This is a genomic window from Georgenia sp. G2120 (assembly GCF_055326485.1).
In genome coordinates, this window is record NZ_JBUZNL010000014.1 from 17,919 (window position 1) to 40,839 (window position 22,921).

The window sequence follows — 22,921 nt, forward strand, 5'->3', positions numbered from 1 at the left end:
CGGTGTCACGTGCGGTCGTGGCGGCGCGGGGTCACGTGCGGTCGCGCCGTCGCGCGGGTGACAGCAGGACGAGGGGCCGGCAGGGAGACTGCCGGCCCCTCGTCGCGTCCGCCGTTCGTCGTCGTGCGGGGTGATCGTGTGGCACCCCGGCGCCACCGCTACTCCGAGATGTCGGCGAGGGTGGCGCCCACGGCGGAGACGACGTCGTCGGCCTGCGCAGTGATCCCGACCCCGGGCGCTCCCCCGCCGATCGAGATCCGGCGGCCGGCGACGGACTCGTCGACGTAGACGGGCCAGGCGGTGGTCGAGCCGAAGGGCGTGATGGTGCCGCGCTCGTAGCCGGTGACCTCGCGGGCGCGGTCGGCGTCGGGCATGGAGAGGCGGGAGACGCCGAGGAGCGCGCGGAGCTTGGGCCACGAGATCTGGCGGTCGCCGGGGACGAGGGCGAAGACGTAGTGCTCGTCGTCGATGCGGACGACCATCGACTTCACGAGGTCGCGGGGCTCGACGCCGCGCGCGGCCGCCGCCTCCTCGAGCGACGAGACCCGGCCGTGACGCGTGACCTCGTGCGCGATGCCTGAGGCGCGGACGGCCTCGATCGCGGGGGTGGTGGGGTGGTCGGCGTCGCGGGTGTTGGGGGTGCCGGGCGTGGTCTCCGCGTGCTCGTCGGTCATGGGGCGAGCGTACGGGCCCGGCAGTCCATGCCCCCTCCGGGCCCCGCGGTCCGGGCCCCCTCCGGGCCCAGCAGTCCATGCCCACTCGCCGATCGGCCGCTCACGCGAGTCCACATTGCGCCGTGCTGTCCATCTATCCACAGATTTCGTGAAGTCAGGTGGGTGTGGGGCGTTGACCCGCTAGCGTCTCGGACATGACGCGATCAGGGGGGCGTCGCGCAGCGGCGTGGTCGACGGGGGTGCTCATCGCAGCACTCGGGCTCGCCGCGTGCGGCGACGGGGACGACGACGAGAGCAGCACCGGGCCCGGGACAGGTGGTGACGGGCCCACGAGCGAGCCGACGTCGGAGAGCGGGACGTCCGAGACGGGCTCCGAGGGCGGGTCGGAGACCGGGTCGGACGGCGGGTCGAACGGCGGCGAGTCCCCGACCGAGGCGCCGAGCGGTGGCGAGGAGTCGCCGTCGGAGGTCTCGACCGACGACATCGACTTCACCGAGTGGGAGCTCGAGCGGCGCGGCCGGCCCGCTCCCGAGCAGCCGCCCGAGATGAGTGAAGACGGCGAAGCAGGGGCAGTCGCGACGGCGGAGTACGTGGTTGAACTACTCGACTACGCGTCCGTCACCGGCAATGTCGCTGAGCTCGAGGAGATTGCATCTCCAGATTGCGGCACCTGCCGTGATGCCACTGACCAGATTCGCACGAATGTCCGGGAAGGCATCTACATCGATAGCGAGTCGTTTGTTCTGTACGACTCACTTGCGGGCCAATCTGAAACCGATCCATCAACCTGGAGTGTGGCAGTCCAAGGGCTCCATGAAGCGGGAACCGAGGCCGACCATCATGGCGAACTCATCGGCGAGTTCGCAGCACAATCCGTGACCTACTTCGTGGACACATCGTGGGACGGTAACCGGTGGACCGTTTCCGGCCTCAGCACCTGGTATGGCGATGAGGAAGCAAACCAATGAGATCTGGAATCACTAGGGCGATCATCGCCATCGCGATACTGAGCCTGGTGCCATTTGCTGTTCCTCACCACGCATTCGCCAACCCCTGCGCAGGAGTCGGCGCAGGCAGTTCCTCCAACGCCAGAGTGGACGTTGGCAACACCGAAGTCGGGTCAAACATCACGGGCACTGGCACGTGCACCGATATAGATCCGAACGCCAACCCACTCATCGACGATCACCGGCCCGCGCCTACCCCGACAGGCACACGGGCCGACAACCCCATTCTCGGTATCGACGCCGGGGCCAACACCGGCACCTGGCGCGCACTCATCCACGGCCCCCGCCTGGACTGCACCTCGGAATACCGCCGACAAGGCGCCGCCGAGATCATTCTCGACGACAACCTCTTCTGCAACCGCGGCAGACCCCAACCCACCACGCCCACCGCCACGCCAGCTACTCCCGGGGCTCCCCCACCGCCGGTCCAGGCCGCAGCACCCGTCGTCATCACCGTCAGCTACCAGGAAGCCGTCGACCTGCTGGTCGAACCCGGCGAAGCGATGATGGACGGCCGGTGGCAGCTCGCCCAGATGCCCGTCCTGCTCTGGACCACCGCCCGCGAACACATCGCCACCACCGAGATCCTCGGCACCCAGGTCTTCGTCCGCTTCACCCCCACAGAACACACCTGGGACCCCAACGACGGCACCGAACCCTTCACCACCACCGGCCCCGGCGCCCCCTACCCGAACCACACCATCTCCCACCCCTACACCCAGGGCTACGACGCCATCCACGTCACCCTCACCACCGAATGGACCGCCGAGTTCCTCGTCCAGGGCGAGACCGACTGGCAACCCATCCCCGGCACCATCCCCATCACCACCCGCACCGACCCCTTCGAGGTCCGCACCCGAGAAGTCCGCCTCGTCCCCGAATGCGCCATCCACAACCACTGCTGACTCACCCACCCAGCAGCACTCTCGACGACGACGAACCACAACCCCGACGGATGACGGCGCACTGAACCGCACTCTCGACCACGAACACGGCGCCCAACCACAACCCCGACGACGCCCCCTCAGCACGCCCCAACAAGCTCACCCGTGACCCACGCCATATCGAGGACTAGCATCGCGACATGCGTATCGACGAGGTGGTCCGCCGCAAGGGACACGAGGTCGTCACCATCCGCTCCGACGCCACCGTCGGGGAGCTCCTCGACCTGCTCGAGCAGCACCGCATCGGCGCGGTCGTCGTCTCGGACTCCGACGGCCACGTCGACGGGATCGTCGCCGAGCGCGACCTCCTGCCCCTGGTCCGGGAGGACGGCGCCACCTCGCGGCTCGTCAGCGACATCATGGTCCGCGAGGTCGTCACATGCGGACCCAAGGACGAGCTCGAATCCCTCGCCCGGACGATGACGGAGCACCGCGTGCGACACCTGCCCGTCGTCGACGAGGAGAAGATGGTGGCCATCGTGTCCATCGGGGACGTCGTCAAGAACCGCCTCGACGAGCTTCAGGCCGAACGCGACCACCTCGAGGGATACGTGCATGGCTGACGGCACGACCGACGGCGGAGCCCTCCAGCGCGCTGTCGTCGACCAGCTCAACCGCTACGAGTTCTACGCCTCACTCACGCAGGACCCGTCCGGGACCCGGTGGCTCGACACGGGCTGGGACGTCGACGGCGGCGCCGACGAGGCCTGGCGCTGGTTCGTCGAGCCCGCGCTGCTCGCACGCTGGTCGCCGATGGTGCCCGACCGCGTGCTCGACTTTCCGGGCCCCGCAACCGTGCGCGAGAACCCGGGCGACGATCCCGTCGACGCCGAGGTCCTCGTGGTCGATCCGAGCCGCAGGCTGATCGAGCTGCGCTGGGGCCCGTCGACGGTGCGTTGGTGGGTCCGGCACATCACGGACACGGAGTCGAACATCGAGCTCCGGCAGTCTGTCGCCGACCCGCAGGAGGCCGCGATGATGGCGGCCGGCTGGGCGATCTGCCTCAGCACGCTCTCCGCACTTCTTTCGGGGCACGACGTCGATCGCGTCGTCGGTGCGGACGCCCTCGGCTACGGCTGGGAGTCGATCCGGGATACGTACAGCAGGAACTTCAACGCCGACCGCTGAGGTCGCGGTGCCGCGGCCCACCCGCACGACCAGCGCGGAGGCACTCCGGGGCCCACCCGCGCGCCCCGAGCGGTTGCCTTCCACCTCCCCCGCACAGCCCGCGCGGACGCCTTCCCGAACCACCCACGCGCCCACGCGGGCCCTCCTCACGATCCACCCACGCGCCCACGCGGGCTCTCCTCCCGATCCACTCGCGCGACCCGCGTGGGCTCTCCGCACTCAACTGCCGTCGAACGGATTGCCGGCTCACACCCCTTGCACTCGAACACCTGTTCGAGTAGAGTGGTCTCATCAGGTCGAGGAGGTGACTGCGATGGTGCTCTCTGCACTCGGTGCACGGGAATTCGATGCCCGTACCCTCATGGCCAATCTCGACGACTGGTGGGAGCGCCAGCCGTCCCGGGACTGGGCGGCCGAGGACCCGATGTCCGCGGACAACCTCGAGGCGCAGCCTCTCAGCGATGTCGACCTCGACGAGTGGTTCACCTCTGAGCTTGGCCTGGACGGCGAGCACGAGTACGCGGAGCTGCACCCGCACTTCCCCTGCTACGACGAGATGGTCGACTCCGCTGAACCCCACTTCTGGTGGCCCGGGGCGGACAGTGCGAGCGAATCGGCTGGTCCGAAGGGTGCGAACGGCTCGGGCGACGACGCCGAGTACCGGGACCCGGTCGAGTCGCTGCGGGCGGTCGTCGCGGAGTTCGACCGAGCCGTCGAGACGAACTGGCATGCGCAGACCGGATCGACCGTGCACGAGGCTCACCGGCTGATCGAGATGGCGGAGCGCCAGATCGCCTCCGCCAAGGCCGGCGTCCTCACCGCGGCCGAGGCGAACGGACTGTGGGCGATCGAGGGATGGCGCACCTTCAAGGCCTTCGTACGGCACACCACGGGAACGACGTCGGGTGCCGCCGGGAGACAGGTCACTCGTTCGCGAGCGCTGCGTGAGCACCTGCCGCACACCCATACGGCGCTCGGCAAGGGCCTCATCGGCATCGAGCACGTCAACATCCTCGTCCGCGAGGCCCTGCGGACCTCGAACCTCAAGAAGCAGCTCCTGGACGAGGAGCTCGGCGAGGAGTTCCTCGTCGCGCAGGCGCAGTTGATGACCGCCGACGAGTTCAGCAAGGTCGTGCGGACGTGGGCCATGATGGCCGACCCCGAGGCAGCCGACGAGGCGTGGCGCGAGGCGGAGACCAAGGAGGAGCTGACGATCGCTCCCACCCTCGACGGCTACCACGTTGCCGGGTGGCTCGACGAGCTGTCGGGCCGCGTCGTCCACGAGGCACTGGACGCCCACATGGGGACGAAGAGTGCCGAGGACACCCGCACGCCGGCACAGCGCCGGGCCGCCGCCCTCGTCTCCCTCGCGCACCAGTCCCTCGACGTCGGGCTGCAGGGCGCCCACGCCCGGGTCCGGCCGCACGTGACCGTCACCGTCGAGATCGAGACGCTGCGTGCTCTCGCGGCAGCGACCGGCTCGGTGGTGCCACCGGTCGACGAGGCATCTGCGGACGACAGGCCGATCGACGGTCCGGACGTCGGATCGAGCGCGTTCTTCCCGCCCCACTCCGATCTCGCAGCGCTGCGTCGGCTCGGAGGCCCGCGCGAGGCAGGTACCGACGAGCCGCTGTTCGAGCTCTCCGATGACGCCCGGGAGTGGCTGCAGGCCTGGAGCCCGGGCGACGCCCACGTGATCTCGACCGCGATCGACCCCCGTGCGATGGCCGGGGTCGCTCCGGCCACGCTCGAGGACGGCACCCCGATCCCGCCGGCGCTGCTGTCCCGGCTCACCTGCGAGAGCTCGCTGTCCCGGGTGATCTTCGGGCCCGACTCGACGGTGCTCGACGTCGGCCGGGAACAACGGATCTTCCCCGCCCACATGGTGCGGGCCATCCATGCCCGCGACCGACATTGTCAGTTCCCGGGCTGCGACGAACCACCGGGCTTCGGGGAGATCCACCACTCGCTCCAATGGGCCCGGGACAACGGCCCCACGAGCGTCGAGCACGGAATCCTCCTGTGCTGGCACCACCATGACTGGGTGCATGCGAACACCGTCTCCATCGTGCGCGACGACGGCGAGTGGCGCTTCTACGACCGCAACGGTCGACTGCTCAAGGCGCAGAGGACCGTCTCGAGCCTCGCGAGCGGGTTCAGCGACGCCGGCGAGCGTGAGAACGACTACGGCAGCCGTGCCAGCGGCGGCACCGGCAATCCCCTCGCGCCGACCGAGCAGCCTGGCCGATGATCGACGCATGGCCCACCTGGACGTCTCCGGCATCACGTACGCGCTCCCGGACGGGCGGCCGCTGCTCGACGAGGTGAGCTTCGGCGTCGGGGACGGTGCGCGGGTCGCTCTCGTCGGGCCGAACGGCACCGGCAAGACCACCCTCGTCCGACTCATCACCGGCGACCTCGACATGCAGGACGGCGCGATCACGCGGCAGGGAGCCATCGCGCACATGAGCCAGCTCGTCGGCCGGACCGGCGGGGAGGCGACCGTCCGGGACCTGCTGCTCGGCGTGGCACCGGAACGGATCCGACAGGCCTCCGAGGCACTTGATGCCGCCGAGCTCGCCGTCATGGAGGTCGACGACGAACCCGCCCAGATGGCGTATGCCCAGGCACTGTCCGACTGGGGCGACGCCGGCGGCTACGAGTTCGAGACCACCGTCTGGGACGCCGTGTGCACCGACGCCCTCGGGCTCCCGTTCGAGCGCGCCCGCTGGCGTGACGCCTCGACCCTCTCCGGCGGCGAGCAGAAGCGACTGGTCCTCGAGGCGATGCTGGCCGGCCCGGCCGACATCCTCGTCCTCGACGAGCCGGACAACTTCCTCGACGTCCCCGCCAAGATCTGGCTCGAGGAGCGCCTGCGCGCGTCGTCGAAGTCGGTCCTCCTCGTCAGCCACGACCGTGAGCTGCTCTCGGCGACCACCACCGCCGTCGTCACGCTGGAGCCGGGCGCCGCCGGGGCGGTCGCGTGGACACACCCGGCGTCGTTCGCCACCTGGCACGACGCGCGTGAGGCACGGAACGCCGACCTCGCCGAGCAGCTCAAGCGGTGGGAGGAGGAACGGCTCAAGCTCAAGCGACTCGTCCAGATGTACAAGCAGAAGGCGGCATACAACTCGGACATGTCGTCCCGTTACTCGGCCGCCGTCACGCGCCTCGAGCGGTTCGAGAAGGCCGGCCCACCGGAGAAGGTCTCGATCGAGCAGGACGTGCGGATGCGACTCGTCGGCGGGCGCACGGCCAAGCGCGCGATCGTCGCCGAGGGCCTCACCTTGCTCGATCCCGGAGACGCCACCGGCGGTCGCCGACTGATGGACCCCTTCGACGCCGAGATCTGGTTCGGGGAGCGCGTGGCCGTCCTCGGTTCGAACGGGTCGGGGAAGTCGCACCTGCTCCGCCTCCTCGCCGGCGGCGGGACCACCCCGGAGAAGGAGCACCTACCCGTCGGGGACACCGTGGTGCCGTCGGTCCCCCACACGGGCGTCGCACGGCTGGGCTCGCGTGTCCGACCGGGCTGGTTCGCCCAGACGCACGAGCAGCCGGCACTGCACGGCCGCACACTCGTTGAGATCCTCCACCGTGGCGACGAGCACCGGGTCGGGCGCCCGCGAGACCTCGCCGCCCGCGCACTCGACCGATACGGCCTCGCCAGGTCGGCCGAGCAGACCTTCGACTCGTTGTCCGGCGGACAGCAGGCGCGCTTCCAGATCCTCCTGCTCGAGCTGTCCGGCGCAACGCTCCTCCTGCTCGACGAGCCGACCGACAACCTCGACCTCCACTCCGCCGAGGCGCTGCAGGAGGCGCTCGCCGCGTTCGAGGGCACCGTCGTGGCGGTCACCCACGACCGGTGGTTCGCCCGGAGCTTCGACCGGTTCCTCGTGCTCGGATCGGACGGCACGGTGCGGGAGACCTCCGAGCCCGTGTGGGACGAGGCACGCGTGGCGCGGCAGCGATGAGCCCGGGTCGACTGCTCGACGTCGGGCGCTTGACTGCCCCCGCGCTGCGACGCGTCAGAAGCTGCCTCGTCACCTTCAACGATCGCCACCCGCGGAGCCACAACGACCACTTCCACCCGTGGATCGTGCGCCGCATCCCCCGCACCCCCGCGCGGGCACTCGGCGTCGGGTGCGGCCGGGGGTGCCTCGTCGTGGAGCTCGCGGCGCGCGTCGGCACGTCGCGAGGCATCGTCGCCCGAGCACCTGGTGAAGGACCCGACGATGTCCTTCGACGAGCTGCACGCCGTCGTCGACCGGGCGATGCCGGGGGCGCGCGCATGCGGCGCCGGATCGGGTTCCGCCACACCGTCGAACGGGAGCGGGGCGCCTGACTCGACGGGCGCCCGCACCACCACCGTGCCTACGCTGACAGGATGACCACGGTGCTGACCGTCGGGCACGGCCGCCAGGAGGCCGAGGAGCTGCTCGAGCTGTTGAACGGCGCCGGCGTCGCACGCCTCATCGACATACGCTCGTTTCCCGGTAGCCGTCGCAACCCGCAGTTCGGTCAGGGCGAGATGGAGCGATGGGTGCCGAACGGCGGGATCGAGTACCGGTGGGCGAAGCCTCTTGGCGGGCGGCGACGCCCGGTGCCGGGCAGCCGGCACGTGGCGCTGCGGCACGAGTCGTTCCGCGCCTACGCGGACCACATGGAGACTCCGGAGTTCCTCGACGTCGTCGACGAGCTCCTCACGATCGCCGACGAGGCCACTGTCGCCGTCATGTGCAGCGAGTCCGTCTGGTGGCGCTGCCATCGCCGTCTGCTCGCCGACCACCTCGTGCTCGTGCGCGGGGTCGAGGTCACTCACCTCATGCCGGGCGGGCGGCGCGCCGAGCACCGACCGACCGAGGGGGTCCGGGTCGAGCTGGACGCGGTGGACGCGGGTGACCGCACCCTGGGCGGAGTCCCACGCCCTGACGCCACGGGCGAGTTCGACGACGTCGGCGCACCCGAGGGGGCGACGCACACCGACCAGCCCCGCACGGGCCGTGCATGCAAGGACCGGACGCACACACGTCGGACGCACACATGTCGGACGCGCCCGGGCCGGCATCTCGTCTACGACGTCGGAGTCACGCCCCCGCTCGTATGACCTGCCGGCTCAGACCACGTGCCCTCTTAGACCCCGTGTCCTCAGACCACGTGCCCTCTTAGACCCCGTGCCGTCAGACCCCGTGCCCGCATACCACGTGCCCTCTTAGACCCCGCGCCCTCAGACCTCGCGGCGCTGGGCCCGGGCGCTGGCGTAGAGGCACAGCGCGGCGGCGGTGGCGAGATTGAGCGACTCGGCGGCGCCGTGGACGGGCACGCGCACGACCGCGTCCGCGAGCGAACGCTGAGCCGCCGTCAGACCGTGCGCCTCGTTGCCGACGAGCCAGACGGTCGGTGCTGCCAGGTCAGGGGCGAGCAGGTCGGTCGCTGCGAGCTCGCCCTCGACCGAGAGCTGCAGCCCGTGCGCCTGGGCCAGCGCGCGGTCGGCGAGCTCGTCGAGATCCCAGTCGCCGGCGCCGTCGGCGGCGAGGACCTGCATCCCCGCGGCGCGCAGCTCGGACACGGCGGCCTCGACCTCCACCCCGCCGACGACGGGCAGGTGGAACAGCGAGCCGGCCGTCGCGCGGACGACCTTGGGATTGGTGACCTCGACGCTGCCCGTGCCCATGAGCACGGCGTCGGCCCCTGCGGCGTCGGCGGAGCGGATGACCGTCCCGGCGTTTCCGGGGTCGCCGGCGGCGACGAGAAGGGCGACCAATCTCGGACCGGACGCGACCACGGAGGCGAGGTCCGGCGTCGGGGAGGGGGTGTCGTCGTGACCGGCACTCCCGACCGAGGAGGCCTCGTGACCGGAGTCTCCACCGCCCCGGCGGGCAGCCCCGGCGGCCGCCCCGGCACCGGCACGACGCCCGGTGCGCTCGATGTTCGCCACCGCGAGCACGCCCTGCGCGTCCGGGCTCATCGCGCGCACGACCTCGGCGGTCGCCTCGTGCAGGTAGACCCCGGCCTCGAGCGCGGCCTCGACGACGTCGTGATGCTGAAGCGCGGCGTCCTCGGCGACGTAGACGTCCCGGACCCGCTCGGGCGCGAAGCGCATGAGCTCGCGCACGGCCTGCGGTCCCTCGACGAGGAACTGGCCGTGCCTGGAACGCGCCGAGCGCCCGGACAGCGCCGCCACCCTCCGCACCCGCTCGGAGCGGGGGTTGGTCAGCGGTGCGTCCGGGCGCTCGGAGCGACCCGCACGGTCCGGGGCCAGGTCAGGCCGCCGGCGCGTTGACGTCGGTCGGCAGGGCCTTCTTCGCCACCTCGACGAGGGCCGAGAAGGCGGCCGGGTCGGAGACCGCGAGCTCGGCGAGCATGCGGCGGTCGACCTCGACCTCGGCGGCCTTGAGGCCCTGGATGAACCGGTTGTAGGTCAGGCCGTCGGCGCGGACCGCGGCGTTGATGCGCTGGATCCACAGACGACGGAAGTCGCCCTTGCGAGCCTTGCGGTCGCGGAAGGCGTAGGTCTCCGAGTGGAGGACCTGCTCCTTCGCCTTGCGGTAGAGACGCGAGCGCTGCCCGCGGTAGCCCGACGCCTTCTCGAGCGTCGAACGGCGCTTCTTGTGGGCGTTGACCGCCCTCTTCACACGTGCCATGTCAGGTGCTCCTCAACCTCTGCTCAGGCCTTACAGGCCGAGCATCTTCTTGACGTTCTTGGCGTCGCCGCCGGTGATCTCGCCGTCGTTGGACAGACGACGGACCTGCCGGCGCGACCGCTCGGCGAACTTGTGCACCTTGCGCGTGCGCTCGTGCATGATCTTCCCGGAGCCGGTGACCCGGAACCGCTTCTTGGCACCGGAGTGCGTCTTGTTCTTCGGCATGCTTCCCTCTCGGTCGCGCCCTCGCGCGACGTCTGCGTTCGTGACCTGTCGGCCGTCGGACGTTCCTTGCTGGCCGCTAGGCCGAGGCCTTGGGGGCTCCCGGCTTGGGGGCGGCGGGCCGGGGCGTCGCCGACGGCTTCGGCGCTCCCGGCTTCGGTGCAGCAGCCGGCTTGGCGGCGGTGGCCGGCGTGGCTGCAGGCTTGGGTGCCGACGGCGTGGCGCCGCCGGAGGATGTGGTCGACCGCGCCGGCGACGGCGTGCCCGAGGCGGCCGGACGCGCCGACCCCGCGGACGAGCCGGAGCCGGAGCCCGAGCCCGACGGCCGGGGCGAACCGGAGCCCGACGACGCCGGACGCGGCGCACCCGAGCCCGACGGACGCGGCGAACCGCTCCCCGACGACGCGGGCCGCGGGGCCCCCGAGCCGGACGACGCCGGACGGGCGGACCCGGACGACGCCGGACGCGGCGCACCCGAGCTCGACGGACGCGACGCACCCGAGGACGCGGGACGCGACGGGCCGGACGACGCCGGACGACCAGAGCTCGCGGGCCGCGACGACCCCGAGGACGGACGCGAGGGGCCCGACGACGAGCCCGACGTGCGCGGGGCGCCGGAGGACGCGGGGCGCGCCGGGGCGGACGTGCGCTCCGACGGCGGCGCCTTGGCGAAGACGGGCGCCTCGATGACGGGCGCGTCGGGCGCGGCGACGGGCGCCTGGGCCGCGGGCTTCGCGGCGTCGGCCTGCTTCTTCTCGTCCTTGTGCTCCTCGGAGGACGCCTTGCGGGCCTCCTTCTCGGCGGCACGCTTCTTCAGCTGCTCGGTGTGCGCCTCGGACTTCTTCTTGTACGGCCCGATGACCATGGTCATGTTGCGGCCGTCCTGGCGCGGCGCGGACTCGACGGACCCCAGGTCCGCGACGTCGTCCGCGAGGCGCTGCAGCAGACGGATACCCATCTCCGGGCGCGACTGCTCGCGGCCGCGGAACATGATCATGACCTTGACCTTGTCGCCGCCCTCGAGGAACCGCACGACGTGACCCTTCTTGGTCTCGTAGTCGTGCGCGTCGATCTTCAGGCGGAAGCGGATCTCCTTGAGCATCGTGTTCGCCTGCTTGCGGCGGGCGTCACGGGCCTTCACGTCCGACTCGTACTTGAACTTGCCGTAGTCCATGAGCTTCGCGACCGGCGGTCGCGCGTCGGGGGCCACCTCGACGAGGTCGAGGTCCGCCTCCTGGGCAAGCCGAAGGGCGTCCTCCACGCGGACGACGCCGACCTGCTCTCCGCCAGGGCCCACGAGTCGAACCTCGGGGACGCGGATACGGTCGTTGATACGGGTCTCGCTGATGCTGAGCTCCTTGCTCCGTCGGGAATATCGCCGACCGACCGCCGGGAGCCATGACAAAGGCCTCCGACGCAAGAGCGCGGAGGCCTGGGCGTACGCCGGAGCGCACATGGACGAGACGGTCCGCCTCGCCCGACCAGATACCCGGTGCCCCAGGGGCGCCAAGGTGGGATCTCTCCGCTTGCTCGCCGGTCACGCGGACGCGACCGGCCGGTCAGCCATCCATGTTACCAGGCGGCGGCGTCGGCTCCCAGAGGTCACGCACGTGCCGTGCGTCTCGGCGGGGACACATGCCCGACGACGACGAACCGCGCCCTTGTCAGCCGGTCTGATCGTCCGCGACGAGCGCCGGGTACAGCTCGAGGGAGTCGACCCGGTGGCGCAGCTCCTCGAGCTCGCCGAGGCGCTCCGAGACGCGCGCGAGCTCGGCCTCGAGGCCCGCCCGGTCGAACCCCGGCCGCACCGCGAGGACCACCCGCAGCTCGGCGCGCACGCCGGCCTCGAGCCGGACCCCGAGGATGTTCGACGACCCGCGCAGGGCGGAGGTCACCGCCGTCGGGAGGTCCTCGTCCTCCCACGGCGGCACCCACTCCTCCCCCGCCGCGACGGCTCCGACCGCCGGCCGGCCCACGAGCACCGGCCGCTCCGAGCCGGGGTCGACGACGAGGATCTGGTCCTCGGTCTGCGTGGCCGACGCGGCGGCGCGCGTGCCCTCGACCGGCACCGGCCGGGCGCTCGGGTCCCAGGCCCGCATGGCGTCGTAGCTCGAGAAGGCCGGCAGGGCGGCTCGCCCGTCCGGCGTGGCCACGGTGACGGAGGCGGCGGAGGCCACGGCGTCGGCCTGGGCGTCGCCGGAGATCTGCTTCTCGTGCCGCGCGACCTCTCCGTCCTCGGTGCCGGGGTGCGAGTGTGCGACGACGGGCACGAGGACGCGGCCGGTGCGCAGCTCGGCGACGACGTCGAGCAGGCGCCGCGCCGGGTCCGTCTGCGCGAGGGCGGCGGCCATCGACTCGGTGACCGAGCCGTCGTCGCCGGCGAACGGGTTGGCCTTGAGCATCCGCCCGGCCCACGGCTGGCCGGCGGAGTCGGAGAGCTCGGAGGGCCGGCGGCCGGAGCCGGGGACGAGCTCGCTCATGCGCGTCCCGCCACGTCGAGCGCCTCGGGCAGCGTGAACGCGCCGGCGTACAGGGCCTTGCCGACGATCGCCCCCTCGATCCCGGCCGGGACGAGCTCGCGCAGGGCGGCGAGGTCGGCGAGGCTCGAGATCCCGCCGGAGGCGACGACGGGCGCGGACGTCCGCGCGGCGACCTCGGCGAGCAGCTCGAGGTTGGGGCCCTGCAGGGTGCCGTCCTTCGTCACGTCGGTGAGCACGTAGCGCGCGCAGCCGTCGGCCTCGAGGCGGGCCAAAACGTCCCACAGGTCGCCGCCGTCCTCGGTCCAGCCGCGCGCGGCGAGCGTGGTGCCACGGACGTCGAGCCCGACGGCGATCCGGTCCCCGTGCTCCGCAATCACCCTGCTCGTCCACTCCGGCTGCTCGAGCGCGGCGGTGCCGAGGTTGACGCGGGTCGCGCCCGCGTCGAGGGCGCGGGCGAGCGAGGCGTCGTCGCGGATGCCGCCCGAGAGCTCGACCGAGATGCCGAGCTCGCCGGCGATGCGGGCGAGCAGCTCGTGGTTGGAGCCGCGGCCGAAGGCGGCGTCGAGGTCGACGAGGTGGATCCACGTGGCGCCGTCGGCGGCGAAGCGGGCGGCGACCTCGGCGGGCTCGCCGTACTCGGTCTCCGAGCCGGCCTCGCCCTGGACGAGGCGGACGGCGCGGCCGTCGACGACGTCGACGGCGGGCAGCAGGACGAGCGGGGGTGCGTCGCCACCGCTGGCGGCGGCGGTGGGGGCTGCGGCGGCGGTGGGGGCTGCGGCGGCTGGGACCGAGGCATCCCCGGGGGCAGCAGCGGTCGGAGCGTCGTGGGCTGCGGCGGCGGCAGTCGGGTCGGGCGCGGTCATGCGGATCCTCCGAGATCGGCCACCCAGGTGCGCAGGAGGTGCGCGCCGGCGTCGCCGGACTTCTCGGGGTGGAACTGGGTGGCGGTGAGCGGCCCGTTCTCGACGGCGGCCACGAAGGGGGCGCCGTGCTCGGACCAGGTGACCTGGGGCGGGGTGGTGCGGCCGTCGGTGAACTCGGCGGCCGGATCGGTCAGCACCCCGTAGGAGTGGACGAAGTAGAAGCGCTCGTGCTCGACGCCGGCGAACAGGCGGCTGCCGGCGGGCGGCGTGACGGTCGCCCAGCCCATGTGCGGCACGACCTCGGCGGGCAGGCGGGTGACCTCGCCGGGCCACTGGCCCAGGCCGTCGGCGCGGACGCCGTGCTCGGTGCCCGAGTCGAACAGGACCTGGAGCCCGACGCAGATGCCGAGGACCGGGCGCCCGCCCGCGAGGCGGCGGTCGATGAGCCGCGGCGCGTCGACGGCGCGGAGCTGCTCCATGACCGCGGCGAACGCACCGACGCCGGGGACGACGACGCCGTCCGCCGCCTCGACCAGGGCGGGCTCGGCGGTGAGGGTGACGTCCGCGCCGGCGCGCTCGAGCGCGCGCACGGCGGAGCGCACGTTCCCGGAGCCGTAGTCGAGGACGACGACGCTCGGGCGGCGTGTCGCGTCGGCGGGCAGCGAGCCGGCGCGCACCGAGTCGGTGCTCGCAGGGTCGGTGCGCGGCACGTCGGTGTGCGGCGCGTCCGTGCGCGCCGAGTCGGTGCCCGCCTCGTCGGTGCGCGCCGAGTCTGTCCTCGCCCCGTCCGTGCTCGCAGGGTCGGTGCGCAACTCGTCGCTACCCGTCCTGTCGCCGGGCGTCGGGTTGCCGGTGGTCCCCACTCAGTCGCCCCGTCCGAACAGGCGGCGCTTGGGGCCGCGGCCGGTGACGTCGATCGCGCGGACCGCACCCTTGATCTCGTCGGGCGCGCGGCGGCCGAGCACGATGTCCTCGACCACGTCGTCGGCGTTGGCGAGCAGCAGGCCCGGCGGGACCTCCTTGCCCGGCTCGCCGGCGGTCCACTCGCGCGCGACGAGGTGCCCGGCGAGACCGCTCTCGAGTCCGGTGTCGACGCCGAGGTCGGCCAGGACGAGGACGACGCCGCGGCGCGTGATCGTCGACATCGCCGTCGCGAGCTCCTCGCCGGCGTTCTCGCTCGGCTCGGGGAGCGCGACCTCGGCGGCGTCGGCGGCGGTGAGCTCGGCGGTGCCACCGCTCTGGTCGTCGCCCGGGTCGACACTTCCCCGGTCGGCGCCCGTGTCGTTGCTCGGGTCCGCAGCGCCGGCGTCCGCGGCGCCGGCGTCCGCGGCGCTGACGTCCGCGGCGCCGCCCGCACTCCTCGCGTCGCGCGCCGTTCCGGCCAGCGGGTTCCGCCCGGCGGGAGCGTCACGACGAGCGTCCGCGCCGCCGAGCGGGTCCGCACCGGGCGCGGCGGCGTCGTCGTCGGGCATGGACGTTCCCGGCCCGGCGGGAGCGGAGGGGGCCTCGCCGAACAGCTCGGCGATGTCCCAGTCCGTGTGCTCGGCCTTGGCCGGCAGCGGGCGCGTGACGACGACCCCGGAGCGCGAGGGCACGGCCACGGCGTCCGTCATGCCGAGCTGCTTGCAGGCGGCGGCGACGACGTCGGGGCGCGCGAACGGCGTGAGCACGATCGCGAGCCGGTCGGGCGTGGCGGGCACGCTCACAGCGCGCCCTTGGTCGACGGGACGCCCGTGACGCGCGGGTCGATCGTCACCGCCTCGCGGAGCGCCCGGGCGAAGGCCTTGAACTGGGCCTCCACGACGTGGTGCGGGTCGCGGCCGGCGAGGACGCGCACGTGCAGGCAGATCGCCGCGTGGTGGGCGATCGACTCGAACACGTGCCGCGTGAGAGAACCGGTGAAGTGGCCGCCGATGAGGTGGAGGGCCTGCGCCTCGGACTCACCGGTGTGCACGCAGTAGGGCCGGCCCGAGACGTCGACGACGACGTGGGCGAGCGCCTCGTCGAGCGGGACGGTGGCGTCGGCGAACCGCGTGAGACCCACCTTGTCGCCGAGGGCCTGGCGCAGCGCCTGGCCGAGGCTGATCGCCACATCCTCGACGGTGTGGTGGACGTCGATCTCGATGTCGCCCGTGGCGCGCACCGTGAGGTTCATGCCCGAGTGCTTGCCCAGGGCGGTGAGCATGTGGTCGTAGAACGGCACCGAGGTGGAGATCTCGGTCCGCCCCTCGCCGTCGAGATCGAGCTCGACGAGCACCTGCGACTCGGACGTCGTGCGCTCGACGCGTCCCGTCCTGCTCATGACAGCACCTCTTCCAACGCCGCCCGGAAGCGGTCGTTCTCCTCGGGCGTGCCGACCGACACGCGCAGCATCCCCTGCGGGCCGACCTCGCGGATGAGGACGCCCCTCGACACCAGAGAGTCCCACACCGCGTGCCGGTCCTCGAAGCGGCCGAACATGACGAAGTTCGCGTCCGAGTCGGCGACCTCGAGCCCGCGGCCGCGCAGGTGGTCGACGAGGGCGTCGCGCTCGTCGCGCAGCAGCTTCACCTGGCCCATGAGGGAGTCGCGGTGGGACAGGGCCGCGAGCGCCGCGGCCTGCGTGATCGCGGACAGGTGGTACGGCAGGCGCACGACGCGCAGGTGGTCGACGAGCTCGCGCGCCGCCGCGAGGTAGCCCAGGCGCAGGCCCGCCATGCCGAAGGCCTTCGACATCGTGCGCGCGACGGCGAGGTGCGGGTGGTCCGCGAGCAGCTCGAGCGCCGACGGCGTGCCCTCGCGGCGGAACTCGCCGTAGGCCTCGTCGATGACGACGACGGTCGCGGTGGGGGTGTCGGCGTCGTCGGGGCCCGTGGGCGTGTCCGCGGGGCCCGTGGTCCGCGCGTGCTCGAGGAGCGCGAGGAGGTCCTCGGTGGCGAGCGCCGTCCCGGTGGGGTTGTTGGGGCTGGCGAGGACGAGGACCGCCGGGCGGTGCTCGGTCATCGCGGCGCGGGTGGCGTCGAGGTCGACCGTGAAGTCGTCCGCGCGGTCGACGGTGACGAAGGCCGTCTGGGTGTCGCGCGCGTACTCGGGGTACATCGAGTAACTCGGCGTGGCCGTCAGCATGGTGCGGCCGGCGCCGCCGTAGGCCTGGAGCACGTGGAGGAGGACCTCGTTCGACCCGTTGCCCGCCCAGATCTGCTCCGGACCGAGCTCGACGCCGGACTCGACGGCGAGATAGGCCGCCAGCTGCTCGCGCAGCTCGGGGAAGTCGCGGTCCGGGTAGCGGTTGAGGCCGGTCGCGGCGGCCTGGACGGCGCGGGCGATGTCCTCGGCGACCTCGGGGGCAGGCGCGAACGGGTTCTCGTTGACGTTGAGGATCACCGGCACGTCGATCCGGGGGGCGCCGTACGGGCTCAGGCCCGCGAGGTCGGGGCGCAGCGGGAGCCGGGCGGCGGGCGTGGTCGGCTCCGCGGCTGGCTCGGGGGTCGGCTCCGCGGTCGGCTGCCCGTCGTCGCCGGAGGTCGTGCTCTGGTTCGTTCTCACCACCCGATGGTAGGAACTCCGGGGCCCCGGTGGCACGCGGTCTCAGCGGCGGGCGGCCCTGGCGAGGTGGCCCCGACCACATGGGGTGGCGCCGACCACGCTCGGATCGAGACGTGGCACATCCTTTGCCCGCTAGCGGTGTCCGGTCTCACGAATCAGAGCCGCCGTGACCCCTCAAAAGGCGCTCGTCCCGCGGCTAGCCTGGCACTCGTGGAGCACATCTGGCACCTGGCGTACGCGGCGGACCTCGCTGACGCGCGTGAGACAGGGATGTATCGGATCTCTACGCGCGGCGCGACGCTGGAGTCGGTCGGATTCATCCACGGGTCCTACCCCGAGCAGCTCCCCGGCGTGGCGGCATCGGTGTACGCCGACGACCCCGAGCCGCTCGTCGTGCTCGTGCTCGACCCCCACGTGCTGCGCTCGTGCGGCCTGGACGTCCGCGACGAGCCGGACCCCGCCGATCCCACCGGCCCCGTCTACCCGCACATCTACGGTCCGATCCCGATGGACGCGGTCGTCGCCGTGCGGCCCGCGAGCCTCGACGCCGGCCAGCTCGTCGTCGGCGCGCCCGCCTGACGCGGGTCCCTTCCGGAGAATCCGCTCGAGCCACGCGTCCGACGTCGGACATCCCGCCGCGCCCCCGTCCGGCCATCGGTCCGGCGCCCGGTGCGCAGCCGCGGACCCACCTCGCCCGCGCCCGGCCTGCATCCCGGCGCACCGTCGTCCACAGCCCTCCCGAGCGACGCGCGCCCGTGTCCCACCGCGCACGTAGCGTGGCCGCATGACCTCGATCGACCCGGCCGGATCCGCGAGCCAGCTCGAGCATCCCGGCCCTCTCGACCACCCCGGTCCCCCGGACGCACCTGAGAATCCCGAGCTCCGCGACCAGGCGGAAGGTGTCCTCCGCGCGCTCGTCGGGCGCGAGGACGCACGCCTACGTGACGACCAGTGGCGGGCGATCGAGGCGCTCGTCGGGGGGTCGCGTCGGGTGCTCGTCGTCCAGCGCACCGGATGGGGCAAGTCGGCGGTCTACTTCGTGGCGACCGCGCTGCGCCGCCGCTCCGGCGCCGGGCCCACGGTCATCGTCTCCCCGCTGCTGGCCCTCATGCGCGACCAGATCGCCGCGGCCTCCCGCGCCGGCATCACGGCCGTCACCCTCAACTCCACCAACGTCCAGGAGTGGGACGAGGTCCACGCCGACATCGCGCGCGGCGCCGTCGACGTCCTGCTCGTCAGTCCCGAGCGGCTCAACAACCCGGCGTTCCGCGACCAGGTCCTCCCCCGGCTCGCCGCCGACGCGGGCCTCGTGGTGGTCGACGAGGCCCACTGCATCTCCGACTGGGGCCACGACTTCCGGCCCGACTACCGGCGCATCCGCACCCTCCTCGCCGACCTCCCGGGCGGGGTGCCCGTCCTCGCCACGACCGCGACGGCGAACGAGCGCGTGACCCGCGACGTCGCCGAGCAGCTCGGCGGCGCCGGCGAGGTGCTCGTGCTCCGGGGCAGCCTCGACCGGCCGGCGCTGCACCTGGGCGTCGTCGAGCTGGCGGACGACGCGGCGCGGATCGCGTGGCTCGCCGGCCAACTCCCTCGCTGGGACGGCTCGGGCATCATCTACGCACTCACCGTGTCCGCCGCGCACACCGTGGCCGAGCAGCTGCGCGCCGCCGGGCTCGAGGTCCGCGCCTACACCGGCCGGACCGAGCCCGCCGAGCGGGAGGAGCTCGAGGCCGACCTCAAGGCCAACCGGGTCAAGGCCCTCGTCGCGACGTCCGCGCTCGGCATGGGGTTCGACAAGCCGGACCTCGCGTTCGTCGTCCACCTCGGCTCCCCGTCCTCGCCGGTGGCGTACTACCAGCAGGTCGGGCGCGCGGGCCGCGGGGTCGACCGGGCCGACGTCGTCCTGCTGCCGGGTCGCGAGGACCGGGCGATCTGGCAGTACTTCGCCTCCCTCGCGTTCCCGCCCGAGGAGTCCGTCCGCACGGTGCTCGACGTCCTCGGCGACGGCCAGGTCCGGTCGACCCCGGTCCTCGAGACGGCCGTCGACCTGCGCCGGACCCGCCTGGAGACGATGCTCAAGGTTCTCGACGTCGACGGGGCGGTCCGGCGCGTGCGCGGCGGTTGGGAGAGCACGGGGCAGCCGTGGACCTACGACGCCGCGCGCTACGAGCGGGTCGAGGACGCCCGCCGCCGCGAGGCCGACGCGATGCTCGCCTATGCCCGGCTCGAGCCGCCCGAGTGCCGGATGGCGGTCCTGCGCACCCACCTCGACGACCCCGACCTCGAGCAGGGGTGGCGGTGCGGGCGCTGCGACCTGTGCGGCGGCATGGAGCTCGCCGCGACCGTGGACGCCGAGGCGGCGCAGCAGGCCCGCTCCGGTCTCGACCGCCCCGGCCTCGAGATCGAGGCGCGCCGGCAGTGGCCCTCGGGCATGGACCGCCTCGGCATCGACCTGTCCGGCAAGATCCCGCCGGCCGAGCGGGCCGAGACCGGGCTCGCCGTGGGCCGGCTCGACGGCGTCGGCCTCGCGGGGGCGCTGCGCGGCACGCTCGGGACGGGGGCGGCGGACGGCCCGGTCCCGCCCGAGCTCGTCGGGCCGCTGCGGCAGACCCTCACCGCGTGGGCGGCGGGGGCCGAGCCGGTCGCCGGGATCGTCGCGGTCGACTCGACGACCAGGCCCCAGCTCGTCCGCGACCTCGCCGTGCACGTCTCCCAGGTCCTCGGCGTCCCGGTGGTCGGCGCGCTCGTCCCGGAGCCCGGCAGCGAACCGGGCCGGCACGACGTCAACTCCGCCAGCCGCCTCGCCTCCGTCTCACGACGGCTGCGGATGGGGCTGTCCGAGGCCGCGCTCGCCGGGCTGCCCGGCCGCCGGGTCCTGCTCGTGGACGACTCGACGGACTCCGGCTGGACGCTGACCGTGGCCGCCCGGATGCTGCGGCTCGCGGGGGCGGACGCGGTGGTCCCGTTCGTGCTCGGGGTCGTCTAGCGCGCCACGGTCCCGGGCCGGCACAGCCCGCCCGGACCGTTAACCTGGCCGGCATGGCCCCCTCCCCATTGACGAGCTACGTCGAGCCCGACGCCGAGGTCACGGGGGCGAGCGAGGCGGACCTCGACCGGGTGGCCCGTGAGTACGGCCGCGCCCTGCCCGCCGACTACGTCGCGCTCATCACCACGCTCGGCGGCTACAACGGCGACCTCCTCGCGGCCGACGGCGCCCCGCTCCTGCAGTTCCCCGTCAACGACGCGGACGGCGTGCTCTCGGACTCCGGCTACGCGAGCATCGACGACCTCGACGGCATCTCGGTGGCCGGCACCGACGACTGGCGGATCGTCCTCGTCCAGCACGGCGACCAGGACCGCTACGCCCGGGTGGGGCTCGGCAGCGGCGACGTCGAGATCGTGTGGTCCGGGCGGTTCACCGACGTGCTCGACACGTACCGCGAGCGGGCTGCGGGCAAAAGGGAGGCATAGCCGCGGGGCGCGCCTCCCCTACTCCCCCGCCGGCCGCGCGGGGCAGACCAGCAAGCGTCGTGACCGGGTGAGCCCGACGGGCGTAGGCCGGGCCGCACCTCCCCTGCTCCGTGCTACTCCCCCGCCGGCCGTGAGGAGAAGCGCCGCACGTTGACGGCGTCCGCGTGCGCGGGCAGGTCCTCCGCCTCGGCGAGCGCGCGCAGGTGCGGCGCCTCGGCCGCGAGCGCGTCCTTCGTGTACTCGATGAGCTGGACCGGCCGGAGGTAGGCCATGACGGACAGGCCGGACGTGAACCGCGCGGTCCCGCCGGTGGGCAGGACGTGGTTCGAGCCCGCGAGGTAGTCCCCCAGCGGGACCGGCGAGTAGCCGCCGACGAAGATCGCGCCCGCGTTGCGGATGCGCGCGGCGACGGCCGGGGCGTCCGTCGTCTGGATCTCGAGGTGCTCGGCCGCGTAGGCGTCCGCCACCTCGATCGCCCGGTCGAGATCCTCGACGACGACGGTCGCCGACTGCGGCCCGCCCAGCGCCGTGGCCACCCGCTCGGCGTGCCTCGTGCCGGCCGCCAGCTGCGTCAGGTGCTCGTCGACGGCGTCGGCCAGGGCCTCGTCGTCGGTGATGAGGACGCTCGCGGCGGCCGGGTCGTGCTCGGCCTGGCTCAGCAGGTCGGCGGCGACGTGCAGGGGGTCGGCGCTCGAGTCGGCCACGACGGCGATCTCCGTGGTCCCGGCCTCGGCGTCGATGCCGACGAGCCCGCGGACGAGGCGCTTCGCAGCGGCGACGTAGACGTTCCCGGGGCCGGTGACGACGTCGACGGGCTCGGCGAGCACGTCCGCATCAGGAGTCCCGTCCTCCCCTGCCGCGCCGTGGGCGAGCAGAGCGATCGCCTGGGCGCCGCCGGCCGCGTACACCTCGGTGACGCCGAGGAGGGCGCACGCGGCGAGGATCGTCGGGTGCGGGAGCCCGCCGCGGTCGGCCTGCGGCGGGGAGGCGACGACGAGCTCCTCGACGCCCGCGGCCTGCGCGGCGACGACGTTCATGACGACGCTCGACGGGTAGACCGCGAGCCCGCCCGGCACGTAGAGGCCGACGCGGCGCACCGGCAGCCACCGCTGGTGGACGAGGCCGCCGGGGGTGATCTCGGTGGTGACGTCGGGCGGGACCTGCGCGGCGTGACCCGCGCGCAGGTGCTCGGCCGCGCGGGACAGAGCGGTGCGGACCGCGGGGTCGAGGGCGTCGAGCGCGTCGGTCAGTGCCTCGGCGGGGACACGCAGGTGCTCGGGGCGAACGCCGTCGAACCGTTCGGCGGCGTCCCGCACGGCGGCGGCGCCACGGGCGCGCACGTCGTCGAGCACGGGGGCGACGGCGGCGGCCGCGGCCTCGACGTCGAGCGCGGCGCGCGGCAGCGTGTCCGCCAGCTCGGCGCGCGAGAGGGTGCGGCCCCTGAGGTCGATTCGACGCAACATGGCGTCACTGTAGATCCGCGGGCAGCGCGGGGGCCGGGGCGATCGGGAGGCGGACCGTCGTGGTCGCGGGCCATCGTGAGTGTGGGCCGGCCTCGGGGGCGGATGCGGATGCGGATGCGGATGCGGATGCGGATGCGGGACGGTGCCGCCCCCACCCGTCCTGCGACAATGTCCGGCATGTCGCCCGTACCCATCGACGTCGTGGTCCGCGTGCCCGTCCGTCTCGGCCAGCTCCTCCAGCTCTCCGGCATCGCCGACACGGGCTCCGACGCCCGCACCCTCGTGGCCGACGGCGACGTCCTCGTCGACGGCACCGCCGAGATGCGTCGCGGCCGGCAGCTGACCGGCGGTGAGGTCGTCGAGGTGCGCCGGTCCAGAGGCGTCGAGGCGGTCCGTGTCGTGGCGGAGGACGGTGGCGATGCTGCCGTCGCCGGCGCCGGCGATGTCGAGAGTGTGGCTCAGGGCGACGTCGACTCGGAGTCCTGACGTCGATCGCTGAC

Annotated in this window: 23 protein-coding genes; 11 read left to right on the forward strand and 12 right to left on the reverse strand. The window is 73.2% G+C overall.

Translation table 11 applies throughout. The features are described 5' to 3' along the window. Nucleotides 1-158: 158 nt before the first annotated feature. Nucleotides 159-674, reverse strand: coding sequence for an aminoacyl-tRNA deacylase (locus ACZLMO_RS13835; protein WP_425713081.1), 516 nt, complete (start codon nt 672-674; stop codon nt 159-161). Nucleotides 675-913: 239 nt separating this feature from the next. Between ACZLMO_RS13835 and ACZLMO_RS13840 the strand changes: the two genes are divergently transcribed. The 7 genes from ACZLMO_RS13840 to ACZLMO_RS13870 all read left to right on the forward strand — a co-directional run bounded on the left by ACZLMO_RS13840 (nt 914) and on the right by ACZLMO_RS13870 (nt 8,857). Then, entirely contained in the window at nt 914-1,642 is a 729-nt protein-coding gene (locus tag ACZLMO_RS13840; protein WP_425713080.1) for a DUF6318 family protein, read from the forward strand. Further along, nucleotides 1,639-2,586, forward strand: coding sequence for a hypothetical protein (locus ACZLMO_RS13845; RefSeq protein WP_425713079.1), 948 nt, complete (start codon nt 1,639-1,641; stop codon nt 2,584-2,586). Before ACZLMO_RS13840 ends, ACZLMO_RS13845 begins: the two co-directional genes overlap by 4 nt. 179 nt (nt 2,587-2,765) lie before the next feature. Next, the gene (locus ACZLMO_RS13850) at nt 2,766-3,188 is read left to right on the forward strand and encodes a CBS domain-containing protein (protein WP_425713078.1); all 423 of its coding nucleotides are present in this window, start codon (nt 2,766-2,768) and stop codon (nt 3,186-3,188) included. Continuing rightward, on the forward strand, nt 3,181-3,753 hold the full coding sequence (locus tag ACZLMO_RS13855; RefSeq protein ID WP_425713077.1) for an SRPBCC domain-containing protein: 573 nt from the start codon (nt 3,181-3,183) through the stop codon (nt 3,751-3,753). Before ACZLMO_RS13850 ends, ACZLMO_RS13855 begins: the two co-directional genes overlap by 8 nt. A 361-nt stretch (nt 3,754-4,114) precedes the next feature. After that, complete coding sequence (locus ACZLMO_RS13860) at nt 4,115-6,004, forward strand: HNH endonuclease signature motif containing protein (protein ID WP_425713076.1); 1,890 nt, start codon at nt 4,115-4,117, stop codon at nt 6,002-6,004. Between the two features lie 7 nt (nt 6,005-6,011). Beyond that, nucleotides 6,012-7,724, forward strand: a complete 1,713-nt coding sequence (locus tag ACZLMO_RS13865) for an ABC-F family ATP-binding cassette domain-containing protein (protein WP_425713075.1) — start codon at nt 6,012-6,014, stop codon at nt 7,722-7,724. A 413-nt stretch (nt 7,725-8,137) separates the two neighbouring features. Further along, nucleotides 8,138-8,857 carry a DUF488 domain-containing protein gene (locus ACZLMO_RS13870; RefSeq protein ID WP_425713074.1) on the forward strand — a complete coding sequence of 240 codons (720 nt, stop codon included), beginning with the start codon at nt 8,138-8,140 and terminating at the stop codon, nt 8,855-8,857. A gap of 120 nt (nt 8,858-8,977) precedes the next feature. Here ACZLMO_RS13870 and ACZLMO_RS13875 read toward each other — a convergent pair whose 3' ends face one another. From ACZLMO_RS13875 to ACZLMO_RS13920, 10 genes are all read right to left on the reverse strand, one after another. Further along, a complete protein-coding gene (locus ACZLMO_RS13875; RefSeq protein ID WP_425713193.1) occupies nt 8,978-9,967 on the reverse strand; it encodes a TrmH family RNA methyltransferase in 990 nt (329 codons plus the stop codon). Nucleotides 9,968-10,013: 46 nt separating this feature from the next. After that, on the reverse strand, nt 10,014-10,394 hold the full coding sequence (rplT, locus tag ACZLMO_RS13880) for a 50S ribosomal protein L20 (protein WP_425713073.1): 381 nt from the start codon (nt 10,392-10,394) through the stop codon (nt 10,014-10,016). 30 nt (nt 10,395-10,424) lie between these two features. Next, complete coding sequence (gene rpmI, locus ACZLMO_RS13885) at nt 10,425-10,619, reverse strand: 50S ribosomal protein L35 (RefSeq protein ID WP_425708670.1); 195 nt, start codon at nt 10,617-10,619, stop codon at nt 10,425-10,427. 76 nt (nt 10,620-10,695) lie between these two features. Then, complete coding sequence (infC, locus tag ACZLMO_RS13890) at nt 10,696-11,913, reverse strand: translation initiation factor IF-3 (RefSeq protein WP_425713072.1); 1,218 nt, start codon at nt 11,911-11,913, stop codon at nt 10,696-10,698. Nucleotides 11,914-12,280: 367 nt separating this feature from the next. Beyond that, nucleotides 12,281-13,096 (reverse strand): SseB family protein, encoded by an 816-nt coding sequence (locus ACZLMO_RS13895; protein WP_425713071.1) that lies wholly within the window; start codon nt 13,094-13,096, stop codon nt 12,281-12,283. Then, nucleotides 13,093-13,959: a bifunctional 1-(5-phosphoribosyl)-5-((5-phosphoribosylamino)methylideneamino)imidazole-4-carboxamide isomerase/phosphoribosylanthranilate isomerase PriA gene (priA, locus tag ACZLMO_RS13900; RefSeq protein ID WP_425713070.1), complete on the reverse strand. Its 867-nt coding sequence runs from the start codon at nt 13,957-13,959 to the stop codon at nt 13,093-13,095. The genes ACZLMO_RS13895 and priA overlap by 4 nt, the downstream gene beginning before the upstream one ends. Next, a complete protein-coding gene (gene hisH / locus ACZLMO_RS13905; RefSeq protein WP_425713192.1) occupies nt 13,956-14,636 on the reverse strand; it encodes an imidazole glycerol phosphate synthase subunit HisH in 681 nt (226 codons plus the stop codon). The genes priA and hisH overlap by 4 nt, the downstream gene beginning before the upstream one ends. 186 nt (nt 14,637-14,822) lie before the next feature. Beyond that, entirely contained in the window at nt 14,823-15,665 is an 843-nt protein-coding gene (locus ACZLMO_RS13910; protein WP_425713069.1) for a hypothetical protein, read from the reverse strand. Next, nucleotides 15,662-16,261, reverse strand: a complete 600-nt coding sequence (hisB, locus tag ACZLMO_RS13915; protein ID WP_425713068.1) for an imidazoleglycerol-phosphate dehydratase HisB — start codon at nt 16,259-16,261, stop codon at nt 15,662-15,664. Before hisB ends, ACZLMO_RS13910 begins: the two co-directional genes overlap by 4 nt. Then, the gene (locus ACZLMO_RS13920) at nt 16,258-17,484 is read right to left on the reverse strand and encodes a histidinol-phosphate transaminase (protein WP_463654085.1); all 1,227 of its coding nucleotides are present in this window, start codon (nt 17,482-17,484) and stop codon (nt 16,258-16,260) included. The genes hisB and ACZLMO_RS13920 overlap by 4 nt, the downstream gene beginning before the upstream one ends. Before the next feature lie 210 nt (nt 17,485-17,694). On the opposite strand from ACZLMO_RS13920, the gene ACZLMO_RS13925 reads away from it, so the two are divergent. The 3 genes from ACZLMO_RS13925 (at nt 17,695) to ACZLMO_RS13935 (ending at nt 20,958) form a co-directional block, all read left to right on the forward strand. Beyond that, complete coding sequence (locus ACZLMO_RS13925) at nt 17,695-18,063, forward strand: DUF952 domain-containing protein (RefSeq protein ID WP_425713067.1); 369 nt, start codon at nt 17,695-17,697, stop codon at nt 18,061-18,063. A 205-nt stretch (nt 18,064-18,268) separates the two neighbouring features. Then, on the forward strand, nt 18,269-20,473 hold the full coding sequence (locus ACZLMO_RS13930) for a RecQ family ATP-dependent DNA helicase (RefSeq protein WP_425713066.1): 2,205 nt from the start codon (nt 18,269-18,271) through the stop codon (nt 20,471-20,473). A 53-nt stretch (nt 20,474-20,526) separates the two neighbouring features. Beyond that, a complete protein-coding gene (locus tag ACZLMO_RS13935; RefSeq protein WP_425713065.1) occupies nt 20,527-20,958 on the forward strand; it encodes an SMI1/KNR4 family protein in 432 nt (143 codons plus the stop codon). 113 nt (nt 20,959-21,071) lie between these two features. Here ACZLMO_RS13935 and hisD read toward each other — a convergent pair whose 3' ends face one another. Next, nucleotides 21,072-22,421, reverse strand: coding sequence for a histidinol dehydrogenase (gene hisD, locus ACZLMO_RS13940; protein ID WP_425713064.1), 1,350 nt, complete (start codon nt 22,419-22,421; stop codon nt 21,072-21,074). Between the two features lie 177 nt (nt 22,422-22,598). Here hisD and ACZLMO_RS13945 point away from each other — a divergent pair, with 177 nt between their 5' ends. Next, nucleotides 22,599-22,907, forward strand: a complete 309-nt coding sequence (locus ACZLMO_RS13945; RefSeq protein WP_463654086.1) for an RNA-binding S4 domain-containing protein — start codon at nt 22,599-22,601, stop codon at nt 22,905-22,907. Nucleotides 22,908-22,921: the final 14 nt, after the last annotated feature.

Excerpts from the sequence above, each read along its gene's own strand:
- ACZLMO_RS13850 (WP_425713078.1), top strand. The coding sequence starts at position 2,766 with ATGCGTATCGACGAGGTGGTCCGCCGCAAGGGACACGAGGTCGTCACC.
- hisB (WP_425713068.1), bottom strand. The coding sequence starts at position 16,261 with ATGAGCAGGACGGGACGCGTCGAGCGCACGACGTCCGAGTCGCAGGTG.
- rplT (WP_425713073.1), bottom strand. The coding sequence starts at position 10,394 with ATGGCACGTGTGAAGAGGGCGGTCAACGCCCACAAGAAGCGCCGTTCG.
- ACZLMO_RS13845 (WP_425713079.1), top strand. The coding sequence starts at position 1,639 with ATGAGATCTGGAATCACTAGGGCGATCATCGCCATCGCGATACTGAGC.
- priA (WP_425713070.1), bottom strand. The coding sequence starts at position 13,959 with ATGACCGCGCCCGACCCGACTGCCGCCGCCGCAGCCCACGACGCTCCG.
- ACZLMO_RS13835 (WP_425713081.1), bottom strand. The coding sequence starts at position 674 with ATGACCGACGAGCACGCGGAGACCACGCCCGGCACCCCCAACACCCGC.
- ACZLMO_RS13865 (WP_425713075.1), top strand. The coding sequence starts at position 6,012 with ATGGCCCACCTGGACGTCTCCGGCATCACGTACGCGCTCCCGGACGGG.
- ACZLMO_RS13930 (WP_425713066.1), top strand. The coding sequence starts at position 18,269 with ATGACCTCGATCGACCCGGCCGGATCCGCGAGCCAGCTCGAGCATCCC.
- hisD (WP_425713064.1), bottom strand. The coding sequence starts at position 22,421 with ATGTTGCGTCGAATCGACCTCAGGGGCCGCACCCTCTCGCGCGCCGAG.
- ACZLMO_RS13935 (WP_425713065.1), top strand. The coding sequence starts at position 20,527 with ATGGCCCCCTCCCCATTGACGAGCTACGTCGAGCCCGACGCCGAGGTC.
- rpmI (WP_425708670.1), bottom strand. The coding sequence starts at position 10,619 with ATGCCGAAGAACAAGACGCACTCCGGTGCCAAGAAGCGGTTCCGGGTC.
- ACZLMO_RS13870 (WP_425713074.1), top strand. The coding sequence starts at position 8,138 with ATGACCACGGTGCTGACCGTCGGGCACGGCCGCCAGGAGGCCGAGGAG.
- ACZLMO_RS13855 (WP_425713077.1), top strand. The coding sequence starts at position 3,181 with ATGGCTGACGGCACGACCGACGGCGGAGCCCTCCAGCGCGCTGTCGTC.
- ACZLMO_RS13860 (WP_425713076.1), top strand. The coding sequence starts at position 4,115 with ATGGCCAATCTCGACGACTGGTGGGAGCGCCAGCCGTCCCGGGACTGG.
- ACZLMO_RS13895 (WP_425713071.1), bottom strand. The coding sequence starts at position 13,096 with ATGAGCGAGCTCGTCCCCGGCTCCGGCCGCCGGCCCTCCGAGCTCTCC.
- ACZLMO_RS13945 (WP_463654086.1), top strand. The coding sequence starts at position 22,599 with ATGTCGCCCGTACCCATCGACGTCGTGGTCCGCGTGCCCGTCCGTCTC.